Annotated in this window: 20 protein-coding genes and 1 tRNA gene; 16 read left to right on the top strand and 5 right to left on the bottom strand. The window is 65.6% G+C overall.

Translation table 11 applies throughout. The annotated features are described in order from the left end of the window. Positions 1–16 precede the first annotated feature (16 nt). The 3 genes from bioH to bioB all read right to left on the bottom strand — a co-directional run bounded on the left by bioH (position 17) and on the right by bioB (position 3,177). Positions 17–796, bottom strand: coding sequence for a pimeloyl-ACP methyl ester esterase BioH (gene bioH, locus LJE61_RS11660; RefSeq protein WP_296909726.1), 780 nt, complete (start codon positions 794–796; stop codon positions 17–19). Between the two features lie 132 nt (positions 797–928). Beyond that, the gene (gene bioF / locus LJE61_RS11655) at positions 929–2,113 is read right to left on the bottom strand and encodes an 8-amino-7-oxononanoate synthase (RefSeq protein WP_296909801.1); all 1,185 of its coding nucleotides are present in this window, start codon (positions 2,111–2,113) and stop codon (positions 929–931) included. Between the two features lie 17 nt (positions 2,114–2,130). Further along, positions 2,131–3,177 (bottom strand): biotin synthase BioB, encoded by a 1,047-nt coding sequence (gene bioB / locus LJE61_RS11650; RefSeq protein ID WP_296909724.1) that lies wholly within the window; start codon positions 3,175–3,177, stop codon positions 2,131–2,133. Between the two features lie 69 nt (positions 3,178–3,246). On the opposite strand from bioB, the gene LJE61_RS11645 reads away from it, so the two are divergent. The 8 genes from LJE61_RS11645 to LJE61_RS11610 all read left to right on the top strand — a co-directional run bounded on the left by LJE61_RS11645 (position 3,247) and on the right by LJE61_RS11610 (position 11,042). After that, positions 3,247–3,981: a ComF family protein gene (locus LJE61_RS11645; RefSeq protein WP_296909722.1), complete on the top strand. Its 735-nt coding sequence runs from the start codon at positions 3,247–3,249 to the stop codon at positions 3,979–3,981. Between the two features lie 167 nt (positions 3,982–4,148). Continuing rightward, positions 4,149–5,360: a methyltransferase domain-containing protein gene (locus LJE61_RS11640; protein WP_296918486.1), complete on the top strand. Its 1,212-nt coding sequence runs from the start codon at positions 4,149–4,151 to the stop codon at positions 5,358–5,360. A 661-nt stretch (positions 5,361–6,021) separates the two neighbouring features. Then, positions 6,022–6,483: a c-type cytochrome gene (locus LJE61_RS11635; protein ID WP_296909719.1), complete on the top strand. Its 462-nt coding sequence runs from the start codon at positions 6,022–6,024 to the stop codon at positions 6,481–6,483. Between the two features lie 100 nt (positions 6,484–6,583). After that, positions 6,584–7,363 (top strand): HAD family hydrolase, encoded by a 780-nt coding sequence (locus LJE61_RS11630; protein WP_296909717.1) that lies wholly within the window; start codon positions 6,584–6,586, stop codon positions 7,361–7,363. Positions 7,364–7,376: 13 nt separating this feature from the next. Beyond that, positions 7,377–8,564, top strand: coding sequence for an aminotransferase class I/II-fold pyridoxal phosphate-dependent enzyme (locus LJE61_RS11625; protein WP_296909715.1), 1,188 nt, complete (start codon positions 7,377–7,379; stop codon positions 8,562–8,564). Between the two features lie 3 nt (positions 8,565–8,567). Continuing rightward, positions 8,568–9,674: a cell division protein ZapE gene (gene zapE, locus LJE61_RS11620; RefSeq protein ID WP_296909712.1), complete on the top strand. Its 1,107-nt coding sequence runs from the start codon at positions 8,568–8,570 to the stop codon at positions 9,672–9,674. Positions 9,675–9,820: 146 nt separating this feature from the next. After that, positions 9,821–10,567, top strand: a complete 747-nt coding sequence (ubiG, locus tag LJE61_RS11615; RefSeq protein WP_296909710.1) for a bifunctional 2-polyprenyl-6-hydroxyphenol methylase/3-demethylubiquinol 3-O-methyltransferase UbiG — start codon at positions 9,821–9,823, stop codon at positions 10,565–10,567. A 295-nt stretch (positions 10,568–10,862) separates the two neighbouring features. Then, the gene (locus LJE61_RS11610) at positions 10,863–11,042 is read left to right on the top strand and encodes a hypothetical protein (protein WP_296909709.1); all 180 of its coding nucleotides are present in this window, start codon (positions 10,863–10,865) and stop codon (positions 11,040–11,042) included. Between the two features lie 80 nt (positions 11,043–11,122). Here LJE61_RS11610 and LJE61_RS11605 read toward each other — a convergent pair whose 3' ends face one another. Both LJE61_RS11605 and LJE61_RS11600 read right to left on the bottom strand, forming a co-directional pair. Further along, a complete protein-coding gene (locus LJE61_RS11605) occupies positions 11,123–12,592 on the bottom strand; it encodes a 2Fe-2S iron-sulfur cluster-binding protein (protein ID WP_296909707.1) in 1,470 nt (489 codons plus the stop codon). Positions 12,593–12,937: 345 nt separating this feature from the next. Further along, on the bottom strand, positions 12,938–13,219 hold the full coding sequence (locus LJE61_RS11600) for a cupin domain-containing protein (protein ID WP_296909706.1): 282 nt from the start codon (positions 13,217–13,219) through the stop codon (positions 12,938–12,940). A gap of 225 nt (positions 13,220–13,444) precedes the next feature. Here LJE61_RS11600 and LJE61_RS11595 point away from each other — a divergent pair, with 225 nt between their 5' ends. The 8 genes from LJE61_RS11595 to LJE61_RS11560 all read left to right on the top strand — a co-directional run bounded on the left by LJE61_RS11595 (position 13,445) and on the right by LJE61_RS11560 (position 21,236). Continuing rightward, positions 13,445–13,954 carry a CinA family protein gene (locus LJE61_RS11595; protein WP_296909704.1) on the top strand — a complete coding sequence of 170 codons (510 nt, stop codon included), beginning with the start codon at positions 13,445–13,447 and terminating at the stop codon, positions 13,952–13,954. Continuing rightward, entirely contained in the window at positions 13,947–14,492 is a 546-nt protein-coding gene (thpR, locus tag LJE61_RS11590) for an RNA 2',3'-cyclic phosphodiesterase (RefSeq protein ID WP_296909703.1), read from the top strand. The genes LJE61_RS11595 and thpR overlap by 8 nt, the downstream gene beginning before the upstream one ends. 128 nt (positions 14,493–14,620) lie before the next feature. Continuing rightward, positions 14,621–15,652, top strand: a complete 1,032-nt coding sequence (gene recA / locus LJE61_RS11585) for a recombinase RecA (RefSeq protein WP_296909702.1) — start codon at positions 14,621–14,623, stop codon at positions 15,650–15,652. A 23-nt stretch (positions 15,653–15,675) separates the two neighbouring features. Then, entirely contained in the window at positions 15,676–16,134 is a 459-nt protein-coding gene (locus LJE61_RS11580) for a regulatory protein RecX (RefSeq protein WP_296909700.1), read from the top strand. A 34-nt stretch (positions 16,135–16,168) separates the two neighbouring features. Beyond that, positions 16,169–18,775, top strand: a complete 2,607-nt coding sequence (gene alaS, locus LJE61_RS11575; protein ID WP_296909698.1) for an alanine--tRNA ligase — start codon at positions 16,169–16,171, stop codon at positions 18,773–18,775. Between the two features lie 444 nt (positions 18,776–19,219). Then, a complete protein-coding gene (locus tag LJE61_RS11570) occupies positions 19,220–20,461 on the top strand; it encodes an aspartate kinase (RefSeq protein ID WP_296909696.1) in 1,242 nt (413 codons plus the stop codon). A gap of 271 nt (positions 20,462–20,732) precedes the next feature. Beyond that, the gene (csrA, locus tag LJE61_RS11565; protein ID WP_296909694.1) at positions 20,733–20,951 is read left to right on the top strand and encodes a carbon storage regulator CsrA; all 219 of its coding nucleotides are present in this window, start codon (positions 20,733–20,735) and stop codon (positions 20,949–20,951) included. 194 nt (positions 20,952–21,145) lie between these two features. Then, positions 21,146–21,236, top strand: a tRNA-Ser gene (locus tag LJE61_RS11560). Positions 21,237–21,510 lie beyond the last annotated feature (274 nt).

Raw genomic sequence — 21,510 nt, 5'->3', positions numbered from 1 at the left:
CGTAGCAGGTCCCGGTTCAGAATCCCCGTGAAGCCAGAAAGCTTTGGATGGCCGAATGCGTCTGCCGGGGATGCGAGAGTTGGGGCGCGTGGGCGGCGCCTTGAATGATCGCGGTGCGCGCGCCCGGCATCAGCAGCTCGACACGCCCCGCCGCCGCGGCGGGCACCAGGGTGTCACGGGTCCCGAACAGCCAGAGCGCCGGACAGCGGATGTCCGGGAGCCGACCCCGGAGGTCTCCTTCGCGCAGCAGCTCCAGGCCAAGCAACAAGGCATCCGGGTCTGGCGTCGGCCGACCGGCGTTGCGCGCACGCAGGATGCGCATCGTCTCCCGTGCACGCTCGCTTCCACGGACCTGAAGCGCCAGGAAGCGAGTGAGGGTGGCCGCCGGGTCCAAGGCAAACGCCGCGTGGAACTGTCGGAGCGTCTCTGCGGGCATTGCCGGCGCCCAGTCGGCCGCCTGCACGAAGCGGGGCGTCGCGGTCACCAGGATCAGGCCCTCCACCCGCTCGGGTGCACGGAGCGCGGCGGTCAGCGCGATCAGACCGCCGAGCGACCAGCCGAGCCAGAGCGCTCGATCCGGGGCGGCCTCCAGGCATGCATCCGCCCAGGACCAGAGGTCGGGAGAGCGGGGTGAGAAGGGCCGATCACCATGACCGGGCAGCTCGATCGGGTGGCAGACTGCTGTCCCGCGGAGGTCGCGTGAGACATCCTTCCACACCGCTGCGTTCATACCCCAGCCGTGAAGCAGGACCAAATCGGGCTCGCTGTGCTGCGCCGGTATCGGTGGGTCCATCATCGATGACGAGTCTGCATGAATCAAAAACCGCCATGCTCGCCAGCGCTGCGATCGTGACACCTCTTCGCAACGAAGGTGGAGGGCTGTCCGCGTTCCGCGGCCGACAGCCCCGAGCAGGGCGGCGCCGGCCATTCAGTCCGCACGCCCTGTCCGGCGCGCCTCAGCCGGCGGAAGCGTTCCGAGTGCATCGAGGAGGCGGTCCACCGCAGCCTCGCCGTGCGCGGCCGAAAGGCTGATTCGCAGCCGCGCCGTTCCCTCGGGGACGGTCGGCGGGCGGATGGCACTCACCAGGATTCCCTGTGCCTGCAGCGCGGTCGCCCAAGCAACCGCCTGACGGCTGCTGCCTGCGATCACCGGTTGGATCGGCGTCTGTGAGTGAGACAAGGGTAACCGGAGCTGGTTCGCCCCCTTTCGGAACCGGTTGATCAGACTCTGCAGGTGCACCCGGCGCCAGTCGTCACGGCGGGCGAGGGCAAGACTCACGCGTGTCGCCTCGGCCAGCGCCGGCGGCGTCGCCGTGGTGTAGACATAGCTGCGTGCGCGCTGGATCAGGGTCTCGACCAAGTCGTCGGATCCCGCGACGAAGGCGCCGAAGGTGCCGAATGCCTTGCCCAGCGTGCCCATTAGGATCGGGACCTGCTGGGCGCCGAGTCCGAAGTGATCCAGCGTGCCGCGTCCCTGGTGGCCGAGCACCCCGAGTCCGTGGGCATCGTCGACCATCAGCCAGGCACCCGAGCGCTTGGCGACTGCGGCCAACGCCGGCAGCGGGGCCAGATCGCCATCCATACTGAAGACCGCATCGGTGGCGATCAGCTGGAAGCGCTGGCCCGCGCTAAGGCGCTCGAGCTCAGCTCCGTCCGCGTGCGGATAGCGCCTTAGGGTCCCGCGTGACAGGAGCGCGCCGTCGAGCAAGGAGGCGTGGTTGAGCCGATCCTGCCAGATGACATCGCCGCGGCCGGTGAGTGCCGTGATGACCCCGAGATTCGCCATGTAGCCGGTGGAGAAGAGGAGGGCGCGCGCCCGTCCGGTGAAGTCGGCCAGCTCCTCTTCCAGCGCCTCGTGGGCGGCGCTGTGGCCGTTCACCAGATGGGCTGCCCCGCTGCCGACGCCCCAACGTTCCGCACCGCGCCGCAGCGCCGCCGCGACATCCGGGTGATTTGCCAGGCCGAGATAGTCGTTTCCGGAAAAGCTGAGCATGGGTCGGCCGTCGACGACCGCCTCAGGCTGCTGAGGTCGATCCTGCACGCGCCGGTGCCGATACAGGCCGGCGGCGCGGAGGCGGCGAAGCTCGGCGGCCAGGTCTTGCGGGGGCGGCATGGCGACCTTGCGGGGGCTCAACCGTCGGCGAAGATGCTGGCGGACGGTGCTCTCTTGTGGCACGCGCCCGGGTCGGTCCGCGCGGGCCCAACCTCCTCGAAGGTCAGCCCCAGGCGTGCGAGCAGGGTACGATCGCGATCGGCCTCGGCATTGGGCGTGGTCAGGAGCCGCTCGCCATAGAAGATGGAGTTGGCACCCGCCAGATAGCAGAGCGCCTGGAGCTCGTCGCTCATCTCGTTGCGGCCCGCGGACAGACGGACGTAGGAGGCCGGCATGAGGACGCGAGCGGCGGCGATCACCCGAACGAATTCGAACGGATCCAGTGAAGCGGCGTCGAACAAAGGGGTTCCCTCGACGCGCACGAGCAGGTTGATCGGGACCGATTCCGGGTGCCCCGGCAGGTTGGCGAGCTGCCTCAGCATGGAGGCGCGATCACGGCGCGACTCGCCCATCCCGAGGATACCGCCACTGCAGGTCTTGAGACCGACGGCGCGGATGTGGTCCAGTGTGTCGAGCCGATCGCGGAAGCTGCGGGTGGTGACCACCCGGCCGTAGAATTCGGGTGAGGTGTCGAGGTTGTGGTTGTAATAGTCGAGCCCGGCATCCTTGAGCCGTCTGGCCTGGGCCGCGGTGAGCATCCCCAGGGTGACGCAGGTCTCCAGACCGAGCTCCCGTACGCCCCGGATCATGGCGATCACCGGCTCCAGGTTCTTGTCGGTCGGGCTGCGCCAGGCGGCGCCCATGCAGAAGCGCGTGGCGCCCTGATCGCGGGCGGTCCGCGCGGCATTCATGACCTGGTCGAGCGACAGGAGGGGCGCGCGCTCCAAGTCGGTGTCGTGCCGTGCGCTCTGGGCGCAATAGCCGCAGTCCTCGGGACAGGCCCCGGTCTTGATACTCAGCAGTGTGCTTACCTGCACACGGTTCGGATCAAAATAGACGCGGTGGGCGGTTTGGGCGCGAAACAGGAGGTCGTTCAAAGGCAAGTCGAGGATCGCCAGGATCTCTTCGATGGTCCAGTCGTGACGCAAGGTGGATCCGTTCTGCGGGGTGGGTTTCAGGGACATGAGATCGGCGAGGGGAGGCGGGTATGAAAACCATGGCTATCCTAGTGGGCCTGAATGCATTGTCAACCGATGACCGCTGATCCGGTTGACAAGTGGGGCCGGATTCGCTCCTTGATCTCGGCTGTGTTTCCGCCCACCTGCGTGCTCTGCGGGGCGCCGGGACTCACGTCCGGTGGTGGCCGCGACCTTTGTGCCGGTTGCGCGGCGGAGCTGCCTCGAAATCGAGACAGCTGTGCTCAGTGTGGGATGCCGTTCGACAGCCCGGTGCTCGTCGGTGCGCGCTGCCCCGCCTGTCAGCGCCGGGCGCTGCCCTTCGATCTGAGTCTTGCGGCTTTTCGGTACGAGGCGGCGGTCGTCGCGCTCGTGACAGGCGCGAAATTCGACGGCCGGCTCAATTTGGCGCGACTGCTCGGTCAATGCCTTGCCGATCGAGTGCGGGAGATGGATCCTCCACGCCCCGACGCCCTGGTTCCGGTGCCGCTGCATGCGGCGCGTTTGCGGACGCGCGGCTACAATCAGGCGCTGGAAATCGCCCGAGTGGTCGGTCGGGAGTTGGCCTTGCCGGTCGACCGGTCCTGTTGCGTTCGTGTTCTGGAGACGCCGCCGCAGGCGGGGCTCGATGAGCGTGCACGGACGCGCAATGTCCGCGGGGCCTTCCTGGCCCAAGGTCCGCTGCCCTGGAGGCATGTCGCCATCCTCGACGACGTGGTCACGACGGGCAGCACTGTCGCGGAGCTCAGCCGTGTCCTTCGCAGGGCCGGCGCGGTCCGGATCCAGGTTTGGGCCGTGGCGCGAACGCCGTGACGAGTCAGCTTGGCCGGATTGGTTGAGGAGGGGGTGCGCTTGATGGCACGCTCAGATTGAGCGGCTGCGTTGGGATGCCACGCTCCCCGGGCCCTCGATACTGCAACGCCGACCATAGGCCACTTGTGACCGATCCAGTCTCCCCCCGACCGGACGACCCGCCAATCATGCGCACGAGCTCACAGACGCTGGCCCGGATGCGGTTTGACCTTCGGTGGCAGAGCGACGACGTGACGCACACCGATACCCGGATCGCGCCCCAGATCGATCTCTGGCGAGACCGCTTTCCACCGGAGTTGGACGGAGCGGTCATGAACCAGCCGGTCGGTCATTGCGCCGGCCACCGCTTCGAGCCGGGGACGCTGGTGCCGCCCGCGCGCGACGAGCTCAGGCTCGACTTAACGGCCGTGCAGTTCAATCGGCGCCTCGCCCGCGGAGGCTCGATCGAGCCGCGACTTGGCCGTTTCTATCCCAGCGGCGTCCTCACAGGCGTCCCGGGGATCACCCCCTCCGATCGGCGGCCGTTCCGCTTGGTCGAGGCGCAGGAGGGCCGGTTCACCGCCGACCTCAACCATCCACTCGCGGAGCGTGCGCTCAATCTCACCATCCGGATCGAGGCGATCGAGCAACGCGGGGAGCAGCGGGGTGGTCGCTGCAACGAGGTGCACGAGCTGGTGACCGCACAGGGTCCCGGCATGCAGGCGCGCTGGCGCGGCCGACCCACCGACTTCTGGCGGGACGACGCCTTCTCGCGCCTCGATCCCCGGCCGGACGGCCATTTCTATGCGAGCCCTCGACTCGTCGATCATCTCGATCGCACCGCCATCGCGGAGTTGACAGCACTTTACGGTCGTCTGATCAAGCCTGGGAGCCGTATCCTCGATCTCATGGGTAGCTGGCATTCACACCTGGATCCGGCTTTGGTACCGGCCTCTTTGACCGGTCTGGGAATGAATCAGTCAGAGCTCGAGGCCAATCGAATGCTGACGGGATCCGTCGTCCATGACCTCAATCGCGATCCGCTCCTGCCGTTTCCGGATGCCGCCTTCGACGCGGTCGTCTGCACGGTTTCGGTCGAGTACCTGATCCGCCCTCACGGTGTCTTCGCCGAGGTCGCTCGGGTGCTCGACCTCGGCGGGCGTTTCATCGTGACCTTCTCCAATCGCTGGTTCCCGCCGAAGGCCATCCGGATCTGGCCGGAGCTGCACGAGTTCGAGCGTTTGGGCCTGGTGCTCGAGTACTTCCGTCACTCCGGCCGCTTCCGGCAGCTCGAGACCTGGAGTCTGAAGGGCCTCCCGCGCCCGCCGGACGACAAGTATGCAGATCGGATCACCGAATCGGATCCGATCTATGCGGTGTGGGGCACCCGGGGGGTCTGACCGTGCACGGAATCGACCCCTACGGTTGGCTGTGCGATGCCGCCGGAAGGCTGGGGCAGATCAAGGATCCGGTCGAGCTCGAGCGGATGCTCGACGACCTGTAATACCTGTTCGAGGCCCTCGACCCCGAGCTTCAGCAGCTGGCGGAAGGTCTGGCCCAGGCCAGGCTGCGGCTGGAGGCATTGGGCGGCCGCAGTCCGGGCAGCTGAGACCTGTCGCGTCAGCGTTGGCGCCGCCGGCCCGCGGCGATGTCCCGGCCGGATGACGCCAAGGCCCGGACGCGATCATCCCGGTCGCGACGATAGAGCGCTCCCCGGCAGGGATGGCAAGCCGGCAAGCATGGGTTATCATCTCGGCGCGCCGCCTGAGCCGCGCCCGAAGGCTCTCCGGGACCCTCGAATCGACCGGTTCAGCCGCCTTGGCGCGCCCGGCTCGCAGTCAGGTCGAGCATCCATCTGGCGGGAGCGGGGGGTCCGGGTCTGCAGTGCCCCTGCTGATCGTCGCCGGACTGCCCCAGCGCTGCCGGAGCTCATTGCGGCGGATGGCCTCGGATCCAGCAGCCAGGCGGGTCGCCGGTTCCGCGAGCAAGGCGTTGGAATGTGGCACCTGCCCCCCCAATGTCCCCGCTGGGGCGATACTGCTTAAATACGGAGAGAGTCCAATGAAACGAATCCTCACCAGCACCGCCGTGGGCGTCTTCGCCCTGGGTCTTGCCAGCACCGCGCTCGCTGACCTCAAGCCCGAGGACCAGATCCTGTACCGCCAGGCCGGCTATAGCTTCATGAGCTGGAACATGGGTAAGATCAAGGCGAATCTGGAGGGCGATTACAACGAGGCGCAGGTGGCCGCCGCCGCCAACACCATCGCCGCCATCGCCAACTCTGGGATGGGCGCGCTGTTCGGACCGGGCACCGACAAGGCGGTCGGCGACGTCAAGACCCGTGTCAAGCCGGAGTTTTTCCAGAACATGGACGAGGTCGGCAAGCTCGCGCGGGACTTCATCGCAGCCAGCGACCAGCTTGCGGCCGTCGCGGCCGAGGGAGATCAGGTCGAGGTGTCGAGTGCCTTCGGAGAGCTCGGCGAGGCGTGCAAGGCCTGCCACGACAAGTACCGCGCCGACTGACCTCGGCCGGGCTGCGTGTCGAGAAAGGGCCGCCCGAGTTGGCGGCCTTTTTCGTCGTCTCCTTTTTTCATATGGCCACAGGTCGACTGGAGTTTGCGGAATGCTCGGTTTCAAGGCATTGATCTTCGATGTCGATGGCACGCTCGCCGATACCGAGCGCGACGGACATCGCCCTGCCTTCAACGCTGCCTTCGCCGAAGCCGGGCTGGATTGGCGATGGGACGTCGAGCGATATGGCCGCCTGCTGGCAGTGACGGGAGGCAAGGAGCGAATTCAGACCTACATCGAGGAGGAGGGCGTGGAGCTGGCCCCATCGCTGGATCAGGCCGATTTCATCGCTGCTCTGCACCGGTCCAAGACGCGCCACTATGTCGCGCGCCTCGAGCAGGGCGCCATCCCGCTGCGGCCCGGCGTCCTGCGCCTGCTGCGCGAGGCGCGCGATGCCGGGGTCCGTCTGGCGATCGCGACGACGACGACGCCGGAAAATGTCAATGTGCTGTTGGACAACGCCGGCGAGGCGGGTCTGCGTGATTGGTTCGAGGTCATCGCCGCCGGTGATGTGGTGCCCCTGAAGAAACCGGCCCCCGATATCTTTATACTGGCCTTGGCCGAGCTGGGGTTGGATGCGCGGGATTGTGTCGCGATCGAAGACTCGGATAATGGGGTCCGCTCCGCCCTCGCGGCCGGGTTGCGTGCCCTTCTGGTGACGGTGAACGCCTACACGCAGGGACAGGACTTCAGGGGAGTGCCTCTGGTCGTGGATCAGCTCGGCGAGCCCGCTCGGCCCGCACGAGCCCTCGTGGGGGATCTGGCCGGCCAACCTCTGGTCGATCTCGCGTTGCTGGATCGCTTGCATCGCGCCACCTACGGATCGGTCTGAGGCGCCCGCGCTGATGACGCACGGCACGACCGCCAGCCGCTTGTCTGAACAGGCCAGACGCGTGGAGCCTTTCCACGTGATGCGGCTCCTCGCGCGCGCGGGCGAGCTCGAGTCGCTTGGCCGTTCCATTGTCCACATGGAGGTGGGCGAGCCGGATTTTCCAACCCCGCCGACTATCCTTGAGGCCGGTCGGCGCGCCCTTGCCGAGGGTCGGACACGCTATTCCCCGGCTGGTGGGCTGCCGGCGCTCCGGCAGGACATCGCGACCCACTATGCCCGTCGCTACGGCAGCCAGGTCGATCCGGGGCGCATCCTCGTCACCCCGGGTGCCTCGGGCGCCCTGCAGCTCGTCTTTCTGGCCCTGGTCCAGTCCGGCGACCGCGTGCTCATCTGTGACCCATCGTACCCCTGCTATCGGCAGGTCCTGCAGCTGATGGGCGTCGAACCGATCGCGGTTCCGGTGGGGCCGGACACCGACTATCAGCTGACCCCGGCCCTGGCGGCGGCCGCATGGGTCCCGGGCGTGCGGGCGATCATCGTCGCCTCACCCTCCAATCCGACGGGTTCATCGATCGCGCCGTCCGTGCTCGGGGAGCTTCACGCTCTCTGTCTCGAGCGTGGCGCCGCGCTGATCGTCGATGAGGTCTATCAGGGTCTGATCTATGACGTCCCCGACCGGACTGCCATCGCGATCGGGTCCACGGATCTCTATGTCATCAACAGCTTTTCCAAATACTTCGGGATGACCGGATGGCGGCTCGGTTGGCTGGTGGGCCCCCGTGATGCGGTCGAGGTGATGGAGCGCCTGGCGCAGAACCTCTTCATCGCGGCGAACACACCTGCTCAGCACGCCGCCCGCGCAGCGTTCGATCCGGAGACCACCGCGATCCTCGAAACCCGGCGCCTTCTCTTTCAGCAGCGGCGTGATCGGCTGCTCCCGATCCTAAGGGACCTGGGGTTCGGCATCCCCCTGCAGCCCACCGGCGCCTTCTACCTGTATGCGAGTCTGCCGGAACGCCTCGACATCGACTCCATGACCTTCGCGACGTGCCTGTTGGAGGAGGCCGGCGTCGCGCTGACCCCGGGACGCGACTTCGGCCGACATGCGGCGGAGCAGCATTTGCGATTCGCCTATACCCGCGAGATCGCGCATCTGGAGGAGGGTGCTCGCAGGGTCGGGGACTGGCTGGCGAGCCACTGAGCCGTGCCCGGTTTCCAGCCGCTCGACGCCGCCCAGCGTGATGCCAGCGCGTTGTTCCTCGCATTGCATCAGGAGCTCTTGGAGGCCGTGCCGGCGAAGTCGCGTCGTGGTCTGGTCGGGCGACTGGCGCGTCGCTTCGCCGGTCCTGACGTGCCCGTCCCCGGCCTCTACCTCTGGGGTGGGGTTGGTCGGGGCAAGACCTACCTGATGGACTGGTTCGTCGAGGATCTCGCGCTTCCCGCCAAACGGCGTGTGCACTTTCATCATTTCATGCGCGACATCCACGCGCGTATGTCGCGTCTGCCGAGGCAGCCCAACCCCCTGGAGGTGATCGCGCAAGGGCTGTGCGAAGAGGTCCGGGTGCTCTGTCTCGATGAGCTTCTGGTGACCGACATCACCGATGCCATGTTGCTCCACGGTCTGCTGAAGGCGCTCTTCGCGCGCGGTCTCACGCTGGTCACCACGGCCAATACCCCCCCCGAGGACCTGTATCTGAACGGGTTGCAGCGCCAACAGTTCTTGCCCGCGATCGATCTCCTCAAACGCCATACACAGGTCTTCGAGCTCCACGGGGGCGTCGACTATCGCTTGCGCGCGCTCACCGGCACGGGTGTTCTATTCGTTGAAGAAGGAGGGCTCGGCGGTGCCGATGAACCGCTGAAAGCCTATTTCGATCGTCTGACCGGCGGTCACCGGGTTGCCTCAGGTCTGTACACCGTCAATGGCCGATCGTTCCCGGTGCGCTGCCGCGGCGCCGACGTCATCTGGTTCGACTTCGATGTCCTGTGCGGGAGCGCGCGGTCCGTGCCGGACTACATTGAGATCGCCCGCGAGTTCCACACCGTGCTGCTGTCCGGCGTTCCGGTCTTGGCGCATCGGCACGAGGCCGCCGCACGCCGGTTCGTGCATCTCGTCGACGTCTTCTATGACCAAGGGGTCAAGCTGATCCTCACGACAGCGGCGCCGATCGACCGCCTTTGCCCCGGCGACCTGATCGATTTCCCGCACGAACGACTCCTGAGCCGGCTGGCCGAGATGCAGTCCGAGGCATATCTGGCGGCATCCACATCCCCATTGCAAACGAGCTCGGCCAACACGATCTCCACGTAGACCGCGCGGGAACCGCAGGAGCATTCGGCGCTTCCCGCGGCGCATGGAGGGGCGGCGAAACCGCGTCCCGCCGGCCAGTGCCGTCTTCTTCTGGCCGGGATGGCCCATGAATCCCAATTTTTCTGATTCCTGAAGGAGTGGCTCGCATGAGCGCCCTGCATCTCAGCGCACGCGGTATCGATCCCGAGGAGGTCGCCTATTTCGAGCGTCTGGCTCACCGCTGGTGGGACACCGAGGGTCCATTCTGGCCATTGCACAGGCTCAACGCCTTCCGCGTGGAGTACATCCGCCGACACTTGGCCGATGTGCTCGATCGCGATCCGTCCGCAGACCGGCCGTTTGAGGGGCTGAGGCTGCTCGATATCGGATGCGGCGGGGGGATCCTCAGCGAGTCCATGGCCCGGCTCGGTGCCCGGGTCACGGGGAGCGAGATCAGCGAAAAGAACGTCGGTGTCGCGCAGGTGCACGCGCAAATGAGCGGTCTGGAGATCGATTACCGTCTGGCGACCGCGGCAGATCTTGTCAGTGCCGGCGAGCAGTATGATGCCGTGCTCAACATGGAGGTCATCGAGCATGTCGAGCATCTGCCCGAGTTTCTGGCGGACTGTGGCCGTTTGGTGCGTCCAGGTGGGGTCATGTTCGTTGCGTCGATCAACCGGACGCTCGCGGCCCTCGTGATCGCCATCATCGGCGCCGAGCAGGTCCTGCGATGGCTGCCCAGGGGGACCCATCATTACCGTAAGCTGGTCCGTCCGGCGGAGGTCCGGGCGGCACTCGGCGACGATTTCGTTCTCAGGGATCAAACCGGTGTGCGCGTCAATCCGCTCAACCGGGCCTTCAGCTATACCCGTTGGATGGGCGTCAACTATATGCTCGTGATGCAGAGGCGTTGACGCTTGCATTGGAACCATCTTGGCGAAGCGCTCTCAAAACGCGTCAGTCGGTGTTTTGGCAGCTGGCAATCTTAAATGGACTCATGGAGCGCTGAAGTATTCAGTCTTTCCCGTGCGGTAGAATAGGCGCGGCCTCACATCCCGCTTTGCCTGCAAACGTACGCGAGGGATTGCTCAGGCGATGGTCACCGAATGAACGAGATCGTATGTGAAGGCGATCAACCGTGTAGAATGAGGTGTGGCATTGCGCTGGCTGTCTTCATGGATCGGAGCGAATCGAATTGGAGGGTGGGACATGCACACACAGGAAGAATTCGAGGGCTGGGTCGCGTCAATGGAGCGGGGTGACTGCGGCTATATCTATCTGAGGCTATACGCCGACGCACCGGATTGGGTACGCGATACGGCAATCAACCGGTTCGGGAAGGGCACCGTCTTTCTGCCGCCGCTGGACGTCAAGCCACGGGCGGCGTAGCGCTGAAAAATTCGGCGCTTTCCGCGGCACGCCAAGGAGCCGCCATGCGCACCTTCCTGGGGAGCGGCTGACTGCGTGGATCAGGATTCGGTCGTCTCGACCGCCATGCGGCCGTCTGCCACGCCTTCGCGGCGGAGCGACGCCGCGAGAGGTCGGACCGCTGCACCCGGCCCGGCCAGATAGAAGCGCATCTGACCCAGGTCGGGGTGGTCGGCGCGGATCACAGCGAGGAGGTCTTCGGGCCGGCCGCTCAGCAGGGGAGTGAACTGGAAATTGTCCAGGGCGTCGTTGAGCGCACGGCCCCAATGGCCCTGGTGATGCCCCTCGGGATAGGTGGTATCCCAATACAGATGGAAGGATTCGATGATGTCGATTGAGACGGCATGCTCGATCAGGCTCTTGATCGGGGCGATCCCGTCCCCGAAGGCGACGAACAGCGCTGGCTCGGGTGCGTCCTCGGTGAGTACAAAGGTCCCGTTCGGCCCGTTCAATGTGATCATATGGCCCGGATGCACGGTCCGGAAGACGGCCTCGGAGAACGGGTCTTGACGACGTCTCAAAAGAAACCAGAGATGCCGTCCGTTACAGGGACAGCTCGCGATGGAGAGCTCACGCGTTTCGCCGGTTTCGAGCGTCAATCGCACCCGTTGACCCGACATAAAGCGCAGGGTCTGTGTCCGAGGGGTCTGCAAGTGTAATGAGATCAGATCATCTGAGATCCGCTCGACCTTGCGCAGGCTGGCGCGGATCTCTTGTTGGGGCAGGTCGGCGGCCGAGATTGTTTCGGCTGCCTCGATGACGACGTCTGTGACTGCGGTATTCGAGCACGTGAGGATATAGCCCATCTGCTTCTCGCGCTCGCTGAGGACATAGTCATGATCGCGTATCCGCCAGGTCTCCCCCTTGACGACGCGCGCCTTGCAGGCCCCGCAATTGCCGCTGGAGCAGCCGTAGTTGAGGTTCAATCCGGCCCGCACCGAGCCCTCGAGGATCGATTCGTTGCCCTCGACGAAAAAGTCGTGGCCGCTCGGGATGAGCTTGACGTTGGCTGCCATGATGCGGAGAAAGGTGTCTCTGGCGAACAGTTGCGCCCGGTTGTCGGGTACCGTGCCGGCGGTCAGCGAGTCGCGGGCGGCCTGGAACCAGTCGCTGGTCTCCTGCGTCCGCGCGGCGAGTGTGTCCGGGCGTGCATTGGTGAGCGCCGCCAGCCGCTCGCTCACCTGGTCCAGGAGGGTCTGCGCAGCACCCAACGCGGTCATGTGCTCGACCAGCGTCTGACTCATGGCGCGCAGTCGGGCGACCAACAACTCCGGGCTTGGCAGGACGGCGTCTTGGCTGTCGGTCTTGGGCAGGGCGTCGGTCTTGATGCGTTCGACGCGCTCGAGCGCCGAGTCGCTGTCGAGACTCACCGCTGGGTAAGCCCTTAGGAGGTCGCTGACCGCGACCGAGCCTTCGAAGGTGGCGATCTCGCCGCGGCGGATGCGTCGTTGCAGATCCGCTCGGGTGACACCGGCGAGGCGGGCGGCGCGGGATAGGCTCAAGTAGTCCACAGGAGCGGGCGGCATCTGGATGCGTTGACCTGGAGGAAGAATATGCGCTTTATACGCGAGCCTCCAGCGTTCGGCCAGGCGGCTGTCCGCGTGGCGGATCAAAGCAGGCGGGGTTCAGACGCGCCGCGACGGGGTGCGTTTGCTGGTCTGCAGGGGATTTTCCTGCCGCAAGGGTGCCCCGCTCGCCCCGGCGTGATCCGCATCCATCCCCGCGACAGAGGAAGCGCCTGGAGGACCATAGCAAACACCCGGAGGCGTTCCTCGGTGGACTACGCATCAGGATGCTTTTCCGGGCAGTCGGGCGAGCGCGTGCTTGGCGGACCCGCGCTCCGTGACGGGCAGCGATCAGCCGAAACGATAGTGTTTCTCGACTGGCTCCAAGATCTCCCAGGTACACTCCAGGCCAGCGGGGAAGCTGATCAGATCGCCGCGTCCGAACGTCCGGGGCTCACCGCCTTGCGGTGTCACCCTGAAGCGGCCGCGGACGATGTAGCAGGTCTCGGCTCGGTCGTAGCGCCAGGGGAAGGTTGACGGGTCTTTCTTCCAGACCGGCCAGTCTTCGACCCCCAGCACCTCCAGCTTGGCTGGTGATGGCTTGTGCTCGCAGTGGATCTGTAAGTCGGTCATGGATCGGCTCCTGGCGCTGCCACCGACATCGGCGGATGATTGTGTCGGCCTGGCATTCTGTCGACACTGCGTCGAGTTTTCCAGTGACGGACGGGATCGGCCCCGCGGGATTTGCCTGAGGGAAGGGACGCACGGACACTTGGCCTCTCTTAGGCTCCTAGGACGGGGACAGGGTGAATGTTTGAGGGTCGTACGGCATGAGGGTTGAAGTGGGTCGAGTTTGTCATGAGTGATCCGCAACGCATCGTTCGCGAAGAGCCGAATGCCTCTCCGCTTAGGGACCTGCTGCAGCGCCTGGATCTGCGGCTTGTGGTCGCGGAATCCTGCACCGGTGGCTGGCTGGCGAAGGTCGTGACCGACCTCCCGGGGAGCAGCGCCTGGTTCGACTGCGGTTTCGTTACCTACAGCAATGCCGCCAAGCAAGAGATGCTCGGTGTGCGTGCCGAGACGCTGTCGATCCATGGTGCCGTCAGCGAGGCGGTGGTCGCCGAGATGGCCGCCGGCGCCCTGTACCGCAGCGGGGTCGGGGTGGCCGTGGCGATCAGCGGTGTTGCCGGACCCGGCGGCGGCACTGCGGAGAAGCCGGTTGGTACGGTCTGTGTCGCTTGGGCCTGGCCGCCCGGCAGGCTGGCGACCCAGCGTGTGCAGTTGCCCGGGGACCGGGATGGCGTGCGGCGCCAGTCCGTCGCGCTGGCCATCGACGGCCTCGTGGCGCGCCTCAAAGACCTTGTCTGAGCGTTGGTTCTTTGCGCTCTGGCCGGACCCCGGGGTGCAGGCGGCGCTGGCTGCACAGGCCCGGGACCTCGTCCCGGCCGGCGCGCGGGCCATTCATCCCGATGAACTCCATCTGACGCTTGCCTTTCTGGGGCCGCTCGCCCCGGAGGTCCTGCGCTGCGTCGAGAAGGCAGCCGAGCGCGTCGAGAGCGCGCCGTTTGAGCTCCTGATCGGCCGAATCGGTCTGTTTGATCGGGCGCGAGTCTTGTGGTGTGCGCCCGATTTTCCACCGCAGCCACTGATCGGACTGGTATCGGGTTTACGCGGACAGCTTGAGGTTTGCGACCTGACCCTCGATCCACGCCCCTATCGGCCCCATGTCACGCTGGCGCGGCGCGTCGCGGCCGCAGCCTCGGTGAAATGGCCGACGGCAGTGCGCTGGCCGGTTCGCGAGTTCGTCCTGGCGGCGGGTTACGGGGGGGCTGGGCCGCGCTATCGGATCCGGCGGCGCTGGCCCCTGGCGCTCGATCGGAGTGAAACAGGGCGCGACCCCGTTTGAGGTCGGCCGGGGTGCGCCATGCCGTTTGTGGATCGCCTGTGCGATAATCCGCACGGGGGTGAGCGAGACACTGGATTGATCGCCCCGCGACCGGTCCGGCTTCAACGATCGGGTTTAACGGAGACCGAATGGACGACAACCGTAAGAAGGCACTGGCTGCGGCTTTGACCCAGATCGAAAAGCAGTTCGGCAAAGGCTCGGTGATGCGCATGGGCGACATCGGCGCCGTGCGGAACGTGGAGGCGATATCGACCGGCTCGCTCGGCTTGGATCTGGCGCTCGGAATCGGCGGGGTGCCGAGGGGGCGAGTGGTCGAGATCTATGGCCCGGAGTCATCCGGTAAGACCACCTTGACGCTGCATATCGTGGCCGAGGCGCAACAACTCGGCGGCACTGCGGCCTTCGTCGATGCCGAGCACGCACTCGACCCGGTCTATGCCGAGAAGCTCGGCGTGAACATGAACGACCTGCTGGTCTCGCAACCCGACACCGGCGAGCAGGCGCTGGAGATCACCGACATGCTGGTGCGCTCGGGCGCGGTGGATGTCGTTGTCGTCGACTCGGTCGCGGCGCTGACGCCGAAGGCTGAGATCGAAGGTGAGATGGGCGACTCGCATGTCGGGCTGCAGGCGCGCCTGATGTCCCAGGCCCTGCGCAAGCTCACCGGCAACATCAATCGGTCCAACTGCACCGTCATCTTTATCAATCAGATCCGGATGAAGATCGGCGTCATGTTCGGGTCACCCGAAACCACGACCGGCGGAAACGCGCTCAAATTCTACGCCTCGGTACGACTCGACATCCGTCGCATCGGCAGCATCAAGAAGGGCGATGAGGTCATCGGCAACGAGACCAAGGTCAAGGTGGTCAAGAACAAGGTCGCCCCGCCCTTCAAGCAGGCCGAGTTCGATATCCTCTACGGCCAGGGGATCTCGCGCGAGGGTGAAATCATCAACCTCGGGGTCAACGAGGGCTTGATCGAGAAGTCGGGGGCCTGGTACAGCTACGAGGGCAATCGCATTGGCCAGGGCAAGGACAACGCCCGCGCCTTTCTTTGCGAGAATCCCGGGATCTCGAAGGAGATCGAGTCCAAAATCCGCGATAAGCTCCTGCCCCGGGTGGCCGAGGCACCCATTGCCGAGGCCTCGATGGAGGTTTGACTCGAGGTCTCTCGGCGCGAGCGATGGACGACCCGGACCCGACGACGGAGATTGCGCGCCGCGCGCGCGCCCTCTTGGCCATGCGCGAGCATTCGCGGCTTGAGTTGGCGCGCAAGCTCGCCTCGCGCGGCTTCGATCAAGTCGACATCGACGGGGCGCTCGAGCGGTTGGCCGCTGAGGGCTCGCTCGACGAGCGCCGCCTCGCCGAGCTTTACGTCGCTGAGCGTGCGGGCAAGGGATTCGGTCCGGTCCGCATTCGCGCCGAGCTGCTCGAAAAGGGTCTTCCCGATGCCCTGATCGACCCTTACCTAGACGCCATGAGGGACGACTGGATGGCCTACATGGCCGAGATCTATGACCGTCGCTTCGGCAGTGAGCGGCCCGGCGACCGCGACGAGTATGCCCGACGTGGCCGATTCCTCGAGCAGCGCGGGTTCCCCACCGAGATGATCCGCCGCTTTTTGCGCTGGCCCGACGACTGAGTGGCCGGTGCCTGCAGTCCAATCGAGCAAATCCATGATCACCAGTGCAGAGCTCCGAGCGAGTTTCCTCGACTATTTCGCCCAGCGCGACCATGAGCGGGTGCCGTCCAGCCCTCTGGTGCCGGCGAACGACCCGACGCTGCTGTTCACCAATGCGGGGATGGTGCAGTTCAAGGAGGTCTTCCTGGGGCGCGAGCGGCGCCCTTACAGCCGTGCGGTCAGCTCGCAGCGGTGTGTGCGGGCCGGCGGAAAGCACAACGATCTCGAGAACGTCGGCTATACGGCCCGCCACCACACCTTCTTCGAGATGCTCGGCAACTTCAGCTTCGGCGATTATTTCAAGCGCGAGGCCATCGGGTTCGCCTGGGACTATCTCACGCGCGCCCTGGCGCTCCCGCCGGAGCGGCTCTGGGTCACCGTTTTTACCGAGGACGACGAGGCGGCCGACATCTGGCTCACGGAGATCGGCGTCGACCCATCGCGCTTTTCGCGCTGCGGGCCGAAAGACAACTTCTGGTCCATGGGCGAGACCGGACCCTGCGGTCCCTGCTCGGAGATCTTCTACGACCACGGACCGGCGATCCCCGGGGGGCCGCCGGGCTCAGCCGATGAAGACGGCGATCGGTACGTCGAGATCTGGAACCTGGTGTTCATGCAATACAACCGCGATGGTGAAGCAAATCTGACCCCGTTGCCCCGCCCGTCGGTGGATACCGGTATGGGGTTGGAGCGGCTCGCCGCCGTCATGCAGGGTGTCCACAGCAACTACGAGATCGATCTCTTCGTGCGCCTGATCGACGCGGCCGCGAGGCTCACGGATTGCAGGGACCGGGAGAGCAAATCGCTGCGTGTCATCGCCGACCACATCCGCTCGGCGGCCTTCCTGATCACCGACGGGGTGACACCAGGCAACGAAGGCCGCGGCTACGTTCTTAGGCGCATCATCCGGCGCGCCATCCGCCACGGCTACCAGCTTGGCTGCACGACGCCGTTTTTCCATCAGCTGGTGCCGGCATTGGTGTCGGAGATGGGGGCGGCCTATCCGGAGCTGACGGCCGCCCGGGATCACGTTCAGCGCGTCATCTTGCTCGAGGAGGAGCGCTTCGCCGAGACCCTGGAGCATGGGATGCGTATCCTGGACGAGGCGATTTCGGGGCTGACGGATGGACGGATCCCAGGCGAGACGGTCTTCAAGCTCTACGATACCTATGGTTTCCCGACCGACCTGACGGCCGACATCGCGCGTGAGCGCGGTCTCACGCTGGACATGGCCGAATTTGAGCAGGCGATGCAGCGGCAAAGAGCGCGTGCGCGCGCCGCAAGCCAGTTCGGCAGCACCGAGACCCTGGAGATCGAGGTTCAGGGCGAGACCGAATTCTGCGGGTACGAGCGACTTCGCGGGGAGGCGACGGTGGTCGCCCTGTATTCCGCTGACGGCTCCCGCGACCAGCTCGCGGAGGGCGAGGACGGCCTGGCGATCCTGGATCTCACGCCTTTCTATGCCGAATCGGGCGGCCAGGTCGGCGACCGCGGATGGCTGACCAGCGAGACCGCCCGTTTCGAGGTGCGCGACACGCAGAAAAAGGGCGAGGATGTTGTGTGCCACGTCGGACGCGTGGTCGGTGGCACCCTGGCTGTCGGCGACCGGGTCGAGGCGGCGGTCGACGGTGAACGCCGGCAGGCGACTGCCCTGAACCATTCCGCGACTCATCTGCTGCACGCGGCACTCCGTCAGGTGCTGGGCGAGCATGTCCAGCAGAAGGGCTCACTCGTCGGTCCCGATCGCCTCCGCTTCGACTTCTCCCACTACGAGGCCGTCTCCAGAGACCAGCTCGTCGCCATCGAGCGGCTGGTCAATCGTGAGGTTCGGGAGAACCATCTGGTCGAGACCCGCATCATGAACCTCGATGACGCGAAGGCGTCCGGCGCCGTGGCACTCTTCGGCGAGAAGTATGCCGAGCAGGTCCGTGTGCTGCGTATGGGGGACTTCTCGACCGAGCTCTGCGGCGGCACTCATGTCAAGGCGCTCGGCGACATTGGTCTGGTGAAGATCGTCGCCGAGGGCGGGATCGCCGCCGGCGTGCGCCGGATCGAGGCCGTGACGGGTGCGACGGCGCTCGACTGGGTGGAGGCCGACGAGGACCGGCTGCTCCGTGTGGTCGGGCTCCTGAAGGGGGGGCGCGACGATGTCGACCAACGGGTCGCCCAATTGCTTGAGCGCGGCCGCCGTCTGGAGAAAGAGGTCGAGCAGCTCAAGGCCAAATTGGCGAGCTCGGCCGGTCAGGATCTGGCTTCCCAGGCCGTCGTCGTGGATGGCATCAAGGTCCTCGCAGCGAGACTGGACGGGGTTGACCCCAGGGGGCTGCGAGTCACCCTCGACCAGCTCAAGGACAAGCTCGGCTCGGCCGTCGTGGTGCTGGCTACCGAGTCAGAGGGCAAGGTCAGCCTGATCGCCGGTGTGACCAGGGATCTCACCGATCGCCTGAAGGCTGGCGAGCTCATTCGCGAGGTCGCCGAGAAGGTCGGCGGCAAAGGCGGCGGTCGCCCGGATATGGCGCAGGCAGGCGGCAACGACCCGGCGGGGCTGCCGGCGGCCCTTGCACTGGTGGACGACTGGGTGCGACAGCGCGTCGCCGCTTGAGGCGCTCTGCGGCGCGCAAGATCTCTGTCAAGGGCCTGTCGGACTTGTGCGAGCGTCGCGAGTCGGGTGGGAGAGCGCGCGGACAGATTCAAGGGAGCTTGGGGCCCGTGGGCCTATGCAATCAGAAATCGGGCGGATACGGGCCGCTGTCCCGACGGCGCAGTAGATCGGCCTCAAGTCCGACCAGCTTCCAGGGTCCATTGATTGCCCATCCCGGCGGAAGAATGAGCATGGAGCGGGAAGGCGTGGTTTCCCGATTCCTTCATGTTTCGCTGCTTAAGCGCTGGAGCATGGTGGGACCTCCTGGCCGGCACGGGAGGCGCTGGATGTTTTGGCTTCCGTGAGGCGTATCTCTTGGCCGGCTTCATGCCCTTGCGGTTCAACTGCCGTTTTCGAGTCGACGGAACATCAAGGGGATCCAGACGTGCAAGGCGAGGAAAGGCGATGGCGCTGATCGTCCAGAAGTACGGGGGCACATCCGTCGGGAGCCTCGAGCGCATCCGGCTCGTGGCGGATCGGGTGGCGCGTTGGCGTGATCAGGGTCATCGGGTTGTGGTCGTGGTCTCGGCCATGGCCGGCGAGACGGATCGCTTGCTTGTGCTTGCAAGACAGATCCAGGAGCATCCGATGCCGCGCGAGCTCGATGTCCTTCTCTCGACCGGCGAGCAGGTCACCATCGCCCTGCTGAGCATGGCGCTGAACGCCAAGGGCTGTCCGGCGCGCTCCTATACGGGAGCGCAGGTGCACATCCTGACCGATAGTGCCCACAACAAGGCCCGGATCCGTGACATCGACGCCGCCCGAGTGGGGGCGGATCTCGAAGCCGGACGCGTGGTCGTGATTGCCGGATTCCAGGGCATCGATGAGCAAGGCGACATCACCACCCTCGGACGGGGTGGCTCCGACACCTCCGCAGTCGCCATCGCAGCGGCCCTGAAGGCCGATGAATGCCAGATCTATACGGATGTCGACGGTGTCTATACCACCGACCCGCGGGTCGAGCCGAAGGCGCGCAAGCTCGATCGGATCACCTTCGAGGAGATGCTTGAGATGGCCAGCCTCGGTTCCAAGGTGCTGCAGATCCGCTCGGTCGAGTTTGCCGGCAAGTACAAGGTGCCCCTGCGCGTGCTATCGAGCTTCGAAGAGGGCGAGGGCACACTCATTACCTTCGAGGAAGACGCCGTGGAAGATGCCAAGATCTCTGGGATAGCCTTCAGTCGCGATGAGGCCAAGCTGACTGTGCTGGGGGTACCGGACCAACCCGGCGTCGCCTACCGGATCCTCGGACCGATCGCGGATGCCAATATCGAAGTGGATATGATCATCCAGAACATCGCCGCCCAGGAGGCGACCACCGATTTCACGTTCACCGTGCACCGCAACGACTTCCCCCGAGCCCTCGAGATCCTGGATGCCACGGCGAAGGCCTTGGGCGCGCGCCAGGTGCTGGGTGATCGGGAGATCGTGAAGATTTCGCTGGTGGGGGTCGGCATGCGCAGCCATGCCGGGATCGCGAGTCGGATGTTCGCCACTTTGGCCAAAGAGGGCATCAACATTCGAATGATCTCGACGTCGGAGATCAAGATCTCGGTGGTCGTCGACGAGAAGTACCTCGAGCTCGGCGTTCGGTCGCTCCACGAGGCGTTCGGCCTGGACGGACTCCGAGCGACCGCTGGCGTCGCGTGACCGGTGTGCTCGGCCCGCCCCGCAGTCGACATCGCTCGGATTGCACGGTCGCAGGTGGCATCGAACGGGGGTTCGTGAACAAATCTCCTTGCAGTTTGACTAAATCCTTGGGTATTCGCTCCGGCAGTTGCTAGAATGTCGAAGATGCGACTCAGTTTTCCGGTCCCCGCGTTGGTTTCCGTCGGGCCCGCGGGCTACGTCGCCAGGGCAGACCCTGCTGTCCTTCGGGGCAGCTCACTTGGTCGGAAAAGGAAAGAAAGGGAGAAAAACAATGTTGATTTTGACGCGCCGTGTTGGAGAGACCCTCATGATCGGTGACGAGGTCACCGTGACCGTGCTGGGTGTCAAGGGGAATCAGGTTCGGATCGGTGTGAACGCGCCTCGAGATGTTGCCGTGCACCGTGAGGAGATCTACGAACGGATCAAACGTGAGCAGGCCGAGGGTGCATCGATCCCTGGTGTCGTGTCTCAGGGTAATCGGCTTGACTAGGTAGCCAGGGGGTCGCTTGCGGGCTACACTAGCGCCCGCCTGCGGCACTTGATCAACCTGCCTCGAGACGGTCGACTCGCCGACCAAGACCGCCCTGGCTGCTTGTTCGCAGCCTTTGGGCATCTCTGATCAGCGCTGCGTGTCTGCTCCCAACTCCCGGATCAAGATCTCCAAGAACCGGGACACTTCCTTCCGGAGAGATGGCCGAGTGGCTGAAGGCGCTCCCCTGCTAAGGGAGTATGGGTTAATAGCCCATCGAGGGTTCGAATCCCTCTCTCTCCGCCATTCGTCATCACCCCGTCAATCCTTTGTCGTGAGCCGGCGCGGCGGTGCGCGGGGTCGGAAGACGCGCTGGCCCGGTCGCTTCATTCTCCGGCACTGAAGTGCCTGCAAGCGGTGGAACGGCCTTCGCTAGCGCGTCCTGCGGAGCAACGGGAGCAGCTGATCGAGAGGGCGGGTATTGAGCACGTCCCGGCGCTCGAGCCATCCCCGTCGGGCCTGGCCGATTCCGTGGCGCAGATTCGCGAAGTCACGTGTGCTGTGGGCATCGGAGTTGACA

Source organism: Thiocapsa sp. (assembly GCF_022340925.1).
Lineage (GTDB): Bacteria > Pseudomonadota > Gammaproteobacteria > Chromatiales > Chromatiaceae > Thiocapsa.
This window is presented reverse-complemented; position numbering and strand designations above follow the sequence as displayed.

Excerpts from the sequence above, each read along its gene's own strand:
- LJE61_RS11600 (WP_296909706.1), bottom strand. The coding sequence starts at position 13,219 with ATGACCGACTTACAGATCCACTGCGAGCACAAGCCATCACCAGCCAAG.
- bioF (WP_296909801.1), bottom strand. The coding sequence starts at position 2,113 with ATGCCGCCCCCGCAAGACCTGGCCGCCGAGCTTCGCCGCCTCCGCGCC.
- bioH (WP_296909726.1), bottom strand. The coding sequence starts at position 796 with ATGATGGACCCACCGATACCGGCGCAGCACAGCGAGCCCGATTTGGTC.
- LJE61_RS11570 (WP_296909696.1), top strand. The coding sequence starts at position 19,220 with ATGGCGCTGATCGTCCAGAAGTACGGGGGCACATCCGTCGGGAGCCTC.
- ubiG (WP_296909710.1), top strand. The coding sequence starts at position 9,821 with ATGAGCGCCCTGCATCTCAGCGCACGCGGTATCGATCCCGAGGAGGTC.
- bioB (WP_296909724.1), bottom strand. The coding sequence starts at position 3,177 with ATGTCCCTGAAACCCACCCCGCAGAACGGATCCACCTTGCGTCACGAC.
- LJE61_RS11610 (WP_296909709.1), top strand. The coding sequence starts at position 10,863 with ATGCACACACAGGAAGAATTCGAGGGCTGGGTCGCGTCAATGGAGCGG.
- LJE61_RS11635 (WP_296909719.1), top strand. The coding sequence starts at position 6,022 with ATGAAACGAATCCTCACCAGCACCGCCGTGGGCGTCTTCGCCCTGGGT.
- LJE61_RS11595 (WP_296909704.1), top strand. The coding sequence starts at position 13,445 with ATGAGTGATCCGCAACGCATCGTTCGCGAAGAGCCGAATGCCTCTCCG.
- LJE61_RS11625 (WP_296909715.1), top strand. The coding sequence starts at position 7,377 with ATGACGCACGGCACGACCGCCAGCCGCTTGTCTGAACAGGCCAGACGC.
- LJE61_RS11580 (WP_296909700.1), top strand. The coding sequence starts at position 15,676 with ATGGACGACCCGGACCCGACGACGGAGATTGCGCGCCGCGCGCGCGCC.
- recA (WP_296909702.1), top strand. The coding sequence starts at position 14,621 with ATGGACGACAACCGTAAGAAGGCACTGGCTGCGGCTTTGACCCAGATC.
- LJE61_RS11645 (WP_296909722.1), top strand. The coding sequence starts at position 3,247 with ATGACCGCTGATCCGGTTGACAAGTGGGGCCGGATTCGCTCCTTGATC.
- csrA (WP_296909694.1), top strand. The coding sequence starts at position 20,733 with ATGTTGATTTTGACGCGCCGTGTTGGAGAGACCCTCATGATCGGTGAC.
- LJE61_RS11630 (WP_296909717.1), top strand. The coding sequence starts at position 6,584 with ATGCTCGGTTTCAAGGCATTGATCTTCGATGTCGATGGCACGCTCGCC.
- LJE61_RS11640 (WP_296918486.1), top strand. The coding sequence starts at position 4,149 with ATGCGCACGAGCTCACAGACGCTGGCCCGGATGCGGTTTGACCTTCGG.
- alaS (WP_296909698.1), top strand. The coding sequence starts at position 16,169 with ATGATCACCAGTGCAGAGCTCCGAGCGAGTTTCCTCGACTATTTCGCC.